This window comes from Enterobacter sp. MG-EB028 (assembly GCF_056673305.1).
Genome location: NZ_CP195079.1, coordinates 3806557 through 3819039 on the forward strand (window position 1 = coordinate 3806557; position 12483 = coordinate 3819039).

Sequence of the window (12483 nt, forward strand, 5' to 3'; positions counted from 1 at the left end):
CGAGTGTTCGACAATGTCCCTTCGCCCCGCCACCACGCTCTGGCCGCCCGTTTTACTGGGTAGTCAGTTTGTTTTTAACATTGGGTTTTACGCCGTCGTTCCCTTCCTGGCGATATTTCTGCGCGACGACATGCTGCTCTCCGGCGGGCTTATCGGGCTGATCCTGGGCCTGCGCACGTTCTCGCAACAGGGGATGTTTATCGTTGGCGGGGCACTCTCGGACCGGTTTGGCGCGAAAGGGGTTATCCTCAGCGGCTGTATAGTTCGTGTTTCGGGCTATCTGCTGCTGGCCTTCGGGGGATCGCTGTGGCCGATTATTCTGGGCGCGTGTCTGACGGGCGTCGGTGGCGCGTTATTTTCTCCCTCAATTGAGGCTCTGCTGGCAAAAGCGGGCACACACAGTGAGGCGAAAGGCAAACGAAGCCGCGCGGAGTGGTTTGCGCTCTTTGCCGTCTGCGGGGAGCTCGGCGCAGTACTGGGCCCGGTTGCTGGCGCCCTGCTAACGGGGCTTGGCTTCCGCCAGGTGGCGCTGGCGGGTGCAGGCGTCTTTATCATTGCGTTAGTGGTGCTTTACTTCTGTCTGCCTGCTGCTGGACACCGTTCACAGAAGATAAAAATAGTGCCCTGGTGGACGACGTTCCGCCAGCCGCGCTTTGTCGCCTTTATCATTGCGTACAGCTCCTGGCTGTTAAGCTACAACCAGCTCTATCTGGCGCTGCCGGTAGAGATCCAGCGCTCCGGCGGTAACGAGAAAGATCTCGGCCCGCTTTTTATGCTGGCCTCCGTTCTGATCATTACCTTACAGCTGCCGCTGGCGCGTTTCGCCCGTCGCGTGGGCGCGGTGAACATTCTGCCGGTGGGCTTTTTGCTGCTTTCCGCCGCCTTCGCGAGCGTGGCAATGTTCGCGGCAACAGTACCGCCTGAAGGCTGGCTGCGGCTTCTGCCCTCGGTCTCGTTTGTCACGCTGCTGACGCTGGGACAGATGCTGCTGGTGCCGTCGGCAAAAGATCTCATTCCGCGGTTCGCCGAGGAATCAACGCTGGGCGCGCACTACGGCGCACTCTCCACTGCCGGAGGCATTGCGGTACTGGCCGGAAACCTGTTGTTTGGCAGCCTGCTGGATCGCGCGCTGGTGCCTTCAACGCAGGCAATGTATCCCTGGCTGCTGCTGGCGCTCTTTCCACTCTGTAGCGCGCTGGCCATGAATGTAATTTGCCGCCCGCTACGAAGCTGAACGGCTTATTTTTTCGGGCGATACTTTTCCGGCAGTTCCGGCACCGGACGACGGTCATCCATCAGATGACGGACGGTCAGAATGGGGTGTCGCCATAACATACGCGGGCCTGCCCAGCGCATAATCTGCTTCATCTCTTCACGTCTGGCAGGCTGGTAGCAGTGCACCGGGCATTGTTTACAGGCGGGCTTTTCTTCACCAAAAACACACTTATCCAGGCGCTTATCGGCATACGCGTTGAGCGCCCGATAATGCCCCGCTTCCTGAGAAGCCTGTGGACACTGCTTTTCGTACAACGCGATCATTTTCGCGATGGTCTCTTTTTCACGTGATATGCGTTTACCGGTCATAGCGACTTACCGAACAATAAGATGCATCAATAGTACACTTTTACACGCTGAATTTCAGGTGTTGCATTCCGTTTTCTGAAGCCTGATTCCACTATTATCCCTGCGCCCGCTAAAAATCACTGGTATTTTATACAGGTATCAGGAATGACCGTTGTCCGTATAGTCTGGAGACCCTATGAAAGAGATCGCGATCGGCAAACCCTACCGCCATTTAAAAGTGGGATATTTCAGAAAACGTCACGAGGATCGAAAAACGAAGATTCCAAAGCGGTACAGCGTACATGCGGCGCTGAGCTTAAAAGGCGACTGGCTTGAAAAAGCGGGCTTTACCACTAACTCCCGGGTCAGGGTGGGCGTAGAGCATGGAAAAATTGTCATCGAATTAATGTCGGAAGGCACCTCGTAAAGCCGCCACATTTTTCTGCGCCGGACCTTTTTTTCATGCGACAATAGAAGGAACAAACGGCCACTGAGCCGCTCAAAACGGTTTATTTTCAAAGAAATGGACATCATAACTCCATGAGCACAATCGACAATTTCGACGCACATACGCCAATGATGCAGCAGTATCTGAAGCTGAAGGCACAGCATCCGGAAATCCTGCTGTTTTACCGTATGGGCGATTTTTACGAGCTGTTTTATGACGATGCTAAGCGTGCATCGCAGCTGCTCGACATCTCGCTGACCAAACGTGGCGCATCGGCAGGCGAGCCCATTCCGATGGCCGGTATCCCGCACCACGCGGTTGAAAACTATCTGGCCAAGCTGGTGAATCAGGGCGAGTCCGTCGCTATTTGCGAGCAGATCGGCGACCCGGCAACCTCGAAAGGCCCGGTTGAGCGCAAAGTCGTACGCATCGTCACGCCAGGCACCATCAGTGATGAAGCCCTGCTTCAGGAGCGCCAGGATAACCTGCTGGCAGCGCTGTGGCAGGATGGCAAAGGGTTTGGCTATGCCACGCTGGACATCAGCTCCGGGCGTTTTCGCCTGAGTGAGCCGGCCGATCGTGAAACGATGGCTGCCGAACTGCAGCGCACCAACCCGGCAGAGCTGCTCTACGCCGAAGACTTCGCCGAAATGGCGCTGATTGAAGGCCGTCGCGGATTGCGCCGCCGCCCGTTGTGGGAATTCGAAATTGATACCGCCCGCCAGCAGCTGAACCTGCAGTTTGGCACCCGCGATCTGATTGGCTTTGGCGTGGAAAACGCTCCGCGCGGGTTGTGTGCCGCAGGTTGCCTCCTGCAGTACGTGAAAGACACCCAGCGCACCGCCCTGCCGCATATCCGTTCTATCACCATGGAGCGCCAGCAGGACAGCATCATCATGGATGCCGCCACGCGCCGTAACCTTGAAATCACCCAGAACCTGGCGGGTGGCGTTGAAAACACGCTCGCGTCGGTGCTCGACAGCACGGTGACGCCAATGGGCAGCCGCATGCTGAAACGCTGGCTGCATATGCCGATTCGCGATACCGATACGCTGGTTTGCCGCCAGCAGACGATTGCTGCGTTGCAGGATCGCTATACCGAACTGCAGCCGGTCCTGCGTCAGGTAGGCGATCTGGAACGTATTCTTGCCCGTCTGGCATTGCGCACCGCGCGCCCGCGAGACCTCGCGCGGATGCGGCATGCTTTCCAGCAGCTGCCGGAGCTGCGTGCTCAGCTGAGCGACGTTGACAGCGCGCCGGTACAGAAACTTCGTGAAACCATGGGCGAATTTACCGAGCTTCGCGAACTACTGGAGCGCGCCATTATCGATGCGCCTCCGGTTCTGGTGCGCGATGGCGGCGTGATTGCTCCGGGCTACAACGAAGAGCTGGACGAATGGCGCGCGCTGGCCGACGGCGCAACGGACTATCTCGATAAGCTGGAAATCCGCGAACGCGAGCGTCTTGGACTCGACACGCTGAAAGTGGGATATAACGCGGTACACGGTTATTACATTCAGATTAGCCGCGGGCAGAGCCATCTGGCGCCGATTCACTACGTCCGCCGCCAGACGTTGAAAAACGCCGAACGCTATATCATTCCCGAGCTGAAAGAGTACGAGGACAAAGTGCTCACCTCGAAAGGTAAAGCCCTGGCGCTGGAAAAACAGCTGTATGACGAGCTGTTTGACATGCTGATGCCGCACCTGGCCGACCTGCAGCTGAGCGCCAGCGCGCTGGCGGAGCTGGACGTGCTGGTGAACCTGGCAGAACGCGCGGAAACGCTGAACTATACCTGCCCAACCTTTACCGACAAGCCTGGCATTCGCATCACTGAAGGCCGTCACCCGGTAGTTGAGCAGGTGCTGAACGAACCGTTCATTGCCAACCCGCTGAGCCTGTCGCCACAAAGAAGAATGCTGATCATTACCGGCCCGAACATGGGCGGTAAGAGTACCTACATGCGCCAGACGGCGCTGATTGCTTTGCTCGCGTATATCGGCAGCTACGTCCCGGCGCAAAAAGTGGAGATCGGCCCCATCGACCGTATCTTCACCCGCGTTGGGGCAGCGGACGATCTGGCGAGCGGTCGCTCAACCTTTATGGTCGAGATGACCGAAACGGCTAACATTCTGCATAACGCGACGGAGCACAGCCTGGTGCTGATGGATGAGGTAGGACGCGGAACCTCAACCTATGACGGCCTGTCGCTGGCCTGGGCCTGCGCCGAAAGCCTCGCAAATAAAATCAAGGCCATGACGCTGTTCGCCACCCACTACTTCGAACTGACGCAGCTGCCGAATAAAATGGAAGGCGTGGCTAACGTTCATCTTGATGCACTTGAGCACGGCGACACCATCGCCTTTATGCACACGGTGCAGGATGGCGCGGCGAGCAAGAGCTATGGCCTTGCCGTCGCGGCGCTGGCAGGGGTACCAAAAGAGGTGATCAAGCGCGCTCGCCAGAAGCTGCGTGAGCTGGAAAGCCTGTCGCCGAATGCGGCAGCGACGCAGATCGATGGCACCCAGATGTCGCTGTTGGCGCCAGCGGAAGAAACGTCGCCTGCAGTGGAAGCGCTGGAGAACCTCGACCCGGATTCACTGACGCCGCGTCAGGCGCTGGAGTGGATTTATCGGTTGAAGAGTCTGGTTTAGTTTTCTGCGGTCTGTTTTGTCGGGTGGCGGCTTCGCCTTACCCGACCTACAAAACCCGTAGGCCCGGTAAGCGCAGCGCCACCGGGCTTTTTTTACAACAGCGGCGGGATCGTCGGCACCTGCGGTGCTTCATCAATATCCTTCTGCGTCATGCGGAACGCTTCCGGGTAATGCTCGCGGCTGGTACGACGCAGCGGTTCGGTATCGCGCCAGGTATAAAGACAATGCTGGCACTGGTAAACGGTCCAGACCCCTTTCACCGGTGACGTCGCCATCACTTCAATATGCTCATCGGCACAACGTGGACAAATCATCTTTTCCTCCTTATTGGCGTGCTGCCAGCATCGCGGTCAGTTTTTCAGCCCAGGCTTTAGTTTCAGGCAGATCCTGTACCGGCTGGCTGTAGTGGCCACGGGTGTCCGGTGCAACAGGCGTGGTGGCATCAATAATCAGTTTGTCGGTAATGCCCGCCGGGCTGGAGCCTGGGTCGAGTTCAAGCACCGACATGTTCGGCAGCTGCACCAGATCCCCTGCCGGATTGACCTTCGATGAGAGCGCCCACATCACCTGCGGGAGGTTGAACGGATCGACATCCTCATCCACCATAATCACCATCTTCACGTAGCCCAGACCGTGCGGCGTGGTCATGGCGCGTAAACCGACCGCGCGGGCAAAACCACCGTAGCGTTTTTTGGTGGAGATAATTGCCAGCAGACCGTGGGTGTACATCGCGTTCACCGCCTGCACTTCCGGGAATTCCGCCTTCAGCTGCTGATAAAGCGGCACGCAGGTGGCTGGTCCCATCAGATAGTCAATCTCGGTCCACGGCATGCCGAGGTAAAGGGATTCGAAGATCGGTTTGGTGCGGTAAGAAACTTTGTCGATACGGACCACCGTCATATTACGGCCACCGGAATAGTGTCCGGTAAACTCGCCGAACGGCCCTTCGATTTCACGTTTGCGGCCTTCAATCACCCCTTCCAGGATCACTTCAGACCCCCACGGCACGTCGAAGCCGGTCAGCGGCGCGGTGGCAATCGGGTACGGGCTTTCGCGCAGCGCGCCGGCCATTTCATACTCAGACTGATCGTATTTCAGCGGCGTGGCGCCCATCAGGGTGATGATCGGGTCGTTGCCGAGAGTAATCGCGATCGGCAGATCTTGCCCGCGCTCTTCCGCTTTGTGCAGATGGAGGGCGATATCATGCATCGGTACCGGCTGCAGGCCGAGCTTGCGCTTGCCCTTGACCTCCATGCGGTAGATCCCGACGTTCTGCTTGCCGAAATGGTCCGGGTCGAGCGGATCGCGCGAGACAACGCACGCTTTATCGAGATAAAAACCGCCGTCACCGTCGTTCAGGCGAAACAGCGGCAGGATATCGAACAGGTTAATGTCTTCACCGTCGACGGTATTTTGCGCCCAGGCCGGGTTAGCACGGCGCTCCGGCGTAACGGGGAATTTGTCCCAGCGGCGAATAAACTCGTCGATCTGTTTTTTTACCGGGGTATTCGCTGGCAGCCCCATTGATATGGCGTGGTTCTGCCACGAGCCGATGGTGTTCATCACCACGCGGGCATCGGTAAAGCCACGAATATTGTCGAACCACAGCGCGGGCGCGCCGTCGCCAATACGGCCTGTGGCGTTGGCTGCCGCCGCCAGATCCGGCTCCGCATTCACCTCTTCCTCAATTTTCAGCAGTTGCCCTTGCTCATCGAGCGCCTGCAGGAAGCTTCTCAAATCATCAAATGCCATCTTTGTTCTCCTGTGAAAAATGTTTCGCCTCCCGCAACCCGTTCCATCGGCGCGCCTTTTTGTGCTCCAGACCAAACTGGTCGAGCACACGGGTCACGATATGCTGGGTGATGTCATCGGCGGTTTGCGGATGGTTGTAATACGCAGGCATGGGCGGCACCATCGCCACGCCCATGCGGGAAAGCGCCAGCATGTTCTCCAGATGAATGGTGCTGAGCGGCGTTTCGCGGGGAACGAGCACCAGCTTACGCCCCTCTTTCAGCACCACATCTGCCGCACGGCCCACCAGCCCTTCGGCGTAGCCCGCGCGGATCCCCGCCAGCGTTTTCATGCTGCAGGGAATGACGATCATGCCGTCGGTGCGAAACGAGCCGGAGGAGATGGTGGCGGCCTGGTCAGCCGGGCTGTGAACAACGTCAGCCAACGCAGCAACGTCCTGCACGCTGTAAGGCGTTTCCAGCTCAATGGTTGTTTTTGCCCACTTCGACATGACCAGATGGGTCTCCACCTCCGGCATTTCCCTCAGCGCCTGCAGCAGCGCCACGCCCAGCGGAGCCCCCGTTGCTCCTGTCATTCCCACGATCAATCTCATTCATCACCTCAATCAATTTGTTCGCATGCGAACATTGTAGATAAACTACTCCCGGATCGCTCTACTGACAAGATTGTTCGCACACGATCACACTAAATGCTAAAAAATCCCGCGTTATCATCCCGGGCTTTAGCGGCTATCATAGGGGATGATTTTTTCTGTCGGAGTGTTCATGGAACTAAGACAAGAGGCGTTCCACCTGTTACGTCAGCTTTTTCAACAGCATACCGCTAAGTGGCAACATGCCCTGCCGGAACTGACCAAGCCGCAGTATGCGGTTATGCGCTCCATTGCCGAGCACCCGGGCATTGAGCAGGTGGCATTGACCGAAGTGGCGGTCAGCACGAAGGCGACTCTGGCGGAGATGCTCAGCCGAATGGAGGCGCGCGGGCTGGTCAAACGCGAGCACGATCCCGCAGATAAGCGCCGCCGGTTTGTCTTCCTGACGCAGGAAGGCGAAGCCCTGCTTGCAAACTGCCAGCCGGTCGGCAACGAGGTGGATGAGGCGTTTTTAGGGCGTCTTAATAAGGCCGAACGGGAGCAGTTCTCTGCGCTCATCAAAAAGATGATGCACGATTAATTGACGCTGGTGCGCATAAAATCGATAAAGGTGCGCACTTTCGCGGGCACATGCCGGGCATCGGGATAAACCGCGTAGATGCCCTGCCGCGTAAAGGTATAGCCCGGTAAAACCGGGACCAGTTTTCCCGCATCAAGCGCATCGCGCATCAGCCATTCAGGCAGTAACGCCACGCCACTTCCCGCGAGCGCAAAGGCCATAAGCGCCTGAGCACTGTCGGCAAACAGGCGCGGCGCTTTTTTTATCTCCAGCATTTCAGGCGTACCGCTGGCATCTTTCACCTGCCAGCGCAGCGGCGAAGCTAAGCGCTCGTGAATAATCCAGTCGGCGTGCGCCAGCTGCTCAAGCGATTCAACCGGATGATTAACCCGCCACTCGGGCGTCGCGACGGGCAGGATAGAAAAATGTGAAATCAATGCGGCGTGGTAGCGTGAATCGGTAAGCGTTCCCAACCGGATAGCCACGTCAAAGCGCTCTGAGATAAGGTCAGCATGGAGTGAAGACGAAACATGACGCACGCGAAGCTCCGGGTGCATCTGGCTGAACCTGGCCAGCAACGGTACCACGACCCGTGAACCGTACTCAGGCGTGGTGGTGATCCGCAATTCACCCGTGAGTCCCGCATGATTCGCGCGAACATCATCCTGCAGCCGTTCTGCGTCCTTCAAAAGCGCCACGCTGCGCTGATGAAAAAGCGCTCCCGCCTCGGTTAACGTCAGGCGGCGGGTGGAGCGCAGCAGCAGCGTAACCCCCAGCTCGGCTTCGAGCTGGCGAATATTGAAGCTGACCACGGCTTTTGTCAGCCCCAGCGCATCGGCTGCGGCAGTAAAGCTGCCGGTATCGGCCACCGCAACAAACATCTGCGTCCGCTGTAGGTTAATCATCCTCACGCCTTTTACTGTCAAAATTTTTTTGACAGTATATCGCGCTTTGTCAGGTTTATCCGTACTTCCGGGGCCGATACGATACGCCTCCTCACGGGAGGATCCACCATGACGTATCGCAGTAAAGTCGCCGCCGTCTATCTGCTGGGCTTTTTTCTTGATTTGATCAACATGTTTATTGCCAGCGTCGCCTTTCCGGCGATGGCGCATGCCCTTAACGCCACGCCTTCAGCGCTTGCCTGGGTGAGTAACGGGTACATTGCCGGCCTGACGCTGGCGATCCCGTTCAGCAGCATGCTCACGCGCCGCGTCGGACCAAAGCGCGTCATCCTGCTCTCGCTTTTTCTGTTCAGCGCGGCTTCTGCTGCGGCAGGCTTGTCTGCAACGCTGGAAAGTCTGATTGCCTGGCGCGTGCTGCAGGGCGTGGGCGGAGGCTTACTCATCCCCGTCGGACAGGCGCTGACCTGGCAACAGTTTCAGCCTCACGAGCGTGCCAGACTCTCCTCGGCGGTGATGCTGGTGGCGCTGCTTGCTCCCGCCTGTTCCCCTGCGCTCGGAGGCGTGCTGGTAGAGGCAGTGAGCTGGCGCTGGATATTTTTCGCCACGCTCCCGGTGGCCATCGTGACCTTTGTGCTGGCCTGCCTGTGGCTTAAACACGAAATACCCGCGATGAAAGCGGCCAGACTGCTCAACCTGCGGTTGCTCGCGGACCCGCTTTTGCGTTTTTCTATGCTTGTCTATTTATGCGTGCCCGGCATGTTTATTGGGGTGAACGTTACGGGCATGTTTTATCTTCAGCACGAGGCGAACATGAGCCCAGCCGCAGCGGGAATGCTCATGCTGCCCTGGTCCGTGGCATCGTTTATCGCCATCACGGCGACGGGACGCTATTTTAACCGTATCGGCCCCCAGCCGCTGATTGTCATCGGCTGCCTGCTGCAGGCGACGGGTATCCTGATTTTGATTCTCGTCAGCTCGGCTACGCTGCTTCCTGCCGCTGCGTTTACCCTGATGGGCGCGGGGGGAAGCCTGTGCAGCAGTACAGCTCAGAGCAGCGCTTTTCTGACGATGCGCCGGGAAGAGATGCCGGATGCCAGCGCGCTGTGGAATCTCAATCGTCAGCTGAGCTTTTTTGCCGGCGCCCTGCTGCTGGCAGAGGCCCTGAGTCTGGCGCAGAGTTATCTGGCACCGCTCGCCGCCTGGCACGGGATGTTTATTTTTGCCGCAGGCATGACCTTGCTGCCTGTACTGTACGTTTTTCGTCTTAACAATACGCAGCTGCTGACCCAGCTGCGACAGGAGAATTCATGACGCCTTTCGAACACGAGATTATCGACCTCCACATTGCGCTTGAAGACTGGTTAGGCAAAGGTGAAGGCGATTCCGACGCCCTGCTCGCCCGCTTCCGTCCAGATTTTCTGATGATCCCGCCGGGCGGCGTCCATGTCGACTATGACGGCCTTGTGGGCTTTCTGCACAGTCAGCGCGGAAGCCGTCCCGGACTGAAGATCGTTATTGATGAATTAACGACGCGACAGGCGTGGCCCCACGGCGCGGTGCTGCACTACCGAGAGACGCAAACCCGGCCAGACCTGCCCGTCAACGTGCGCTGGTCAACCGCGGTGCTCAGTCAGGAAGGCGACAAAATAACGTGGCGTCTGCTGCACGAAACGGCGGCACAGCCGTAACACAAAAGAAAAAGGCCCGTCTCACGACGGGCCTTTTTTGACGAAAGGTTGCTTATTCGCGGAACAGCGCTTCGATATTCAGACCTTGCCCCTGCAGGATTTCACGCAGGCGGCGCAGACCTTCTACCTGAATCTGACGAACACGTTCACGGGTCAGGCCAATTTCGCGGCCGACGTCTTCCAGTGTCGCAGCTTCATACCCCAGTAAACCGAAACGACGTGCCAGCACTTCACGCTGTTTGGCGTTCAGTTCGAACAGCCATTTGACGATGCTCTGCTTCATGTCATCGTCCTGCGTGGTGTCTTCCGGACCGTTGTCTTTTTCATCGGCCAGGATGTCCAGCAGCGCTTTTTCGGAGTCGCCACCCAGAGGGGTGTCAACGGAGGTAATGCGCTCGTTGAGACGCAGCATACGGCTTACGTCATCAACCGGTTTGTCGAGTTGTTCGGCAATTTCTTCTGCGCTTGGCTCGTGGTCCAGTTTATGGGACAACTCGCGCGCGGTACGCAGATAGACGTTCAACTCTTTGACGATGTGGATCGGCAGGCGGATCGTACGGGTCTGGTTCATAATAGCCCGTTCGATGGTCTGACGAATCCACCAGGTCGCGTAGGTTGAGAAACGGAACCCGCGTTCCGGGTCAAACTTCTCAACTGCGCGGATGAGACCTAAGTTGCCCTCTTCAATCAGATCCAGCAGAGCCAGACCACGATTGCCGTAACGGCGGGCAATTTTCACGACCAGTCGCAGGTTACTTTCAATCATGCGACGACGCGAGGCAACATCACCACGCAAAGCACGACGTGCGAAATAGACTTCTTCTTCGGCCGTTAGCAGTGGGGAGTAACCAATCTCCCCAAGGTAAAGCTGAGTCGCGTCCAGTACACGCTGTGTGGCGCCCTGCGATAACAGCTCTTCTTCAGCCAAATCGTTATCACTGGGTTCCTCTTCTACTAAGGCTTTTTCGTCAAAAGCCTCTGCTCCGTTCTCATCAAATTCCGCGTCTTCATTTAAATCATGAACTTTCAGCGTATTCTGACTCATAAGGTGGCTCCTACCCGTGATCCCTGAACGAGACACCCTGGCTGGCATGCCCCGTCAATTTATCGCTGCGGCAAATACTGCAGCGGGTTTACGGATTTCCCCTTGTAACGAATTTCAAAATGCAAGCGTGTAGAACTGGTTCCGGTGCTACCCATGGTAGCGATTTTTTGCCCCGCCTTAACTTCTTGTTGTTCCCGGACCAGCATTGTGTCGTTATGGGCGTAGGCACTCAGGTAATCATCATTATGTTTGATGATAATAAGATTACCGTAACCGCGCAGAGCGTTACCGGCATACACAACGCGTCCGTCTGCGGTCGCGATGATAGCCTGTCCTTTACTGCCTGCGATATCGATCCCTTTGTTTCCACCCTCAGAGGTTGCGAAGTTCTCGATAATCTTGCCGTCGGTTGGCCAGCGCCATGCGGTGATGGACGAACTGGCATTCTGACTGCTTGCAGTCGGTTCAGTAGAGCTAACCACAGGTGCCGTGGTCGGTGCTGTGACAACAGTCGCAGTCCCTTTATTATTCGGCAACATTTTGTTAGCAGTCTGATCACCTGAATCCTCAGAATACGTAATTACAGGTTGTGAAGCAACCACCGTGGTGGATTTTTGTGCAGGCTTAACGCTGTTATTTTGAGCCGTCACATCGGCCGCTGAAACCGTATTGCCAGGCGTCAGAGGCGTACCCGTTGCGTTGCCCACCTGGAGCGTTTGGCCAACTTCCAGAGCATACGGGGCCTGGACGTTATTGCGCTGCGCGAGGTCACGGAAATCGTTCCCGGTGATCCAGGCAATATAGAACAGCGTATCGCCGCGCTTCACGGTATAGGTGCTGCCGCCGGTATAGCTGCCTTTCGGAATGTTCCCATACTGGCGGTTATAGACTATGCGGCCATTTTGGGTCTGAACAGGCTGTTCAACTGGCTGAATCTGCGTTGGCTGTGTAACAGGATGTTGCACAGGCTGAATTTGTGGTGTTTGCTGCGGCGCAGCAGTGCCCATTTTAGGCGGAGGCGTGATCAACATTCCGCTGGACGTGTTACCAGAGCCGCTGTTTCCCCCGACGGAACTGACGGGCGCAGGCGCGTTATTAGAACTTGTACAGCCTGCCAGCCAGAGCGAAACCAGTGATAATGCCGCAACACGGCTGATGGTGAATTTAGGGCTTCCCGCGCTCATTTATCCCCCAGGAATGTGTTAACTACCAGTGACTTAAAATTTACCGTGATGACACGAATCTTTCGCGCCACACCATACGCTGAATTTGCCTTA

Annotated in this window: 13 protein-coding genes; 6 read left to right on the forward strand and 7 right to left on the reverse strand. The window is 57.1% G+C overall.

The window, feature by feature from the left end; translation table 11 throughout:
- Positions 1-13 precede the first annotated feature (13 nt).
- On the forward strand, positions 14-1234 hold the full coding sequence (locus tag ACR42C_RS17960; protein ID WP_192984344.1) for an MDR family MFS transporter: 1221 nt from the start codon (positions 14-16) through the stop codon (positions 1232-1234).
- Positions 1235-1239: 5 nt separating this feature from the next.
- On the opposite strand, the gene ACR42C_RS17965 is transcribed toward ACR42C_RS17960, so the two are convergent.
- The gene (locus tag ACR42C_RS17965) at positions 1240-1584 is read right to left on the reverse strand and encodes a nitrous oxide-stimulated promoter family protein (protein WP_116343456.1); all 345 of its coding nucleotides are present in this window, start codon (positions 1582-1584) and stop codon (positions 1240-1242) included.
- Between the two features lie 175 nt (positions 1585-1759).
- Between ACR42C_RS17965 and ACR42C_RS17970 the strand changes: the two genes are divergently transcribed.
- Both ACR42C_RS17970 and mutS read left to right on the forward strand, forming a co-directional pair.
- Positions 1760-1990, forward strand: coding sequence for a SymE family type I addiction module toxin (locus ACR42C_RS17970; protein WP_116343457.1), 231 nt, complete (start codon positions 1760-1762; stop codon positions 1988-1990).
- Between the two features lie 113 nt (positions 1991-2103).
- Complete coding sequence (mutS, locus tag ACR42C_RS17975; protein WP_316380136.1) at positions 2104-4665, forward strand: DNA mismatch repair protein MutS; 2562 nt, start codon at positions 2104-2106, stop codon at positions 4663-4665.
- Positions 4666-4757: 92 nt separating this feature from the next.
- On the opposite strand, the gene ACR42C_RS17980 is transcribed toward mutS, so the two are convergent.
- Genes ACR42C_RS17980 through ACR42C_RS17990 form a run of 3 tightly spaced genes read right to left on the reverse strand, consistent with a single transcriptional unit; the run spans position 4758 to position 7009 of the window.
- Entirely contained in the window at positions 4758-4979 is a 222-nt protein-coding gene (locus ACR42C_RS17980; RefSeq protein ID WP_003862116.1) for a non-oxidative hydroxyarylic acid decarboxylases subunit D, read from the reverse strand.
- Between the two features lie 10 nt (positions 4980-4989).
- Positions 4990-6417, reverse strand: a complete 1428-nt coding sequence (locus ACR42C_RS17985) for a non-oxidative hydroxyarylic acid decarboxylases subunit C (protein WP_041908445.1) — start codon at positions 6415-6417, stop codon at positions 4990-4992.
- The gene (locus tag ACR42C_RS17990) at positions 6407-7009 is read right to left on the reverse strand and encodes a non-oxidative hydroxyarylic acid decarboxylases subunit B (protein ID WP_116343462.1); all 603 of its coding nucleotides are present in this window, start codon (positions 7007-7009) and stop codon (positions 6407-6409) included. Before ACR42C_RS17990 ends, ACR42C_RS17985 begins: the two co-directional genes overlap by 11 nt.
- Positions 7010-7181: 172 nt before the next feature.
- Here ACR42C_RS17990 and ACR42C_RS17995 point away from each other — a divergent pair, with 172 nt between their 5' ends.
- Positions 7182-7589, forward strand: coding sequence for a MarR family winged helix-turn-helix transcriptional regulator (locus tag ACR42C_RS17995; RefSeq protein ID WP_116343463.1), 408 nt, complete (start codon positions 7182-7184; stop codon positions 7587-7589).
- Here ACR42C_RS17995 and ACR42C_RS18000 read toward each other — a convergent pair.
- Positions 7586-8473, reverse strand: coding sequence for a LysR family transcriptional regulator (locus ACR42C_RS18000; RefSeq protein ID WP_479984409.1), 888 nt, complete (start codon positions 8471-8473; stop codon positions 7586-7588). The two genes, ACR42C_RS17995 and ACR42C_RS18000, sit on opposite strands and share 4 nt — an antisense overlap.
- 108 nt (positions 8474-8581) lie before the next feature.
- Between ACR42C_RS18000 and ACR42C_RS18005 the strand changes: the two genes are divergently transcribed.
- Both ACR42C_RS18005 and ACR42C_RS18010 read left to right on the forward strand, forming a co-directional pair.
- On the forward strand, positions 8582-9784 hold the full coding sequence (locus tag ACR42C_RS18005) for an MFS transporter (protein ID WP_320720719.1): 1203 nt from the start codon (positions 8582-8584) through the stop codon (positions 9782-9784).
- On the forward strand, positions 9781-10161 hold the full coding sequence (locus ACR42C_RS18010; protein WP_163330088.1) for a DUF4440 domain-containing protein: 381 nt from the start codon (positions 9781-9783) through the stop codon (positions 10159-10161). The genes ACR42C_RS18005 and ACR42C_RS18010 overlap by 4 nt, the downstream gene beginning before the upstream one ends.
- Positions 10162-10213: 52 nt before the next feature.
- On the opposite strand, the gene rpoS is transcribed toward ACR42C_RS18010, so the two are convergent.
- Entirely contained in the window at positions 10214-11206 is a 993-nt protein-coding gene (rpoS, locus tag ACR42C_RS18015; protein ID WP_013098493.1) for an RNA polymerase sigma factor RpoS, read from the reverse strand.
- A 59-nt stretch (positions 11207-11265) separates the two neighbouring features.
- Entirely contained in the window at positions 11266-12390 is a 1125-nt protein-coding gene (nlpD, locus tag ACR42C_RS18020; protein WP_041908436.1) for a murein hydrolase activator NlpD, read from the reverse strand.
- Between the last annotated feature and the right edge of the window lie 93 nt (positions 12391-12483).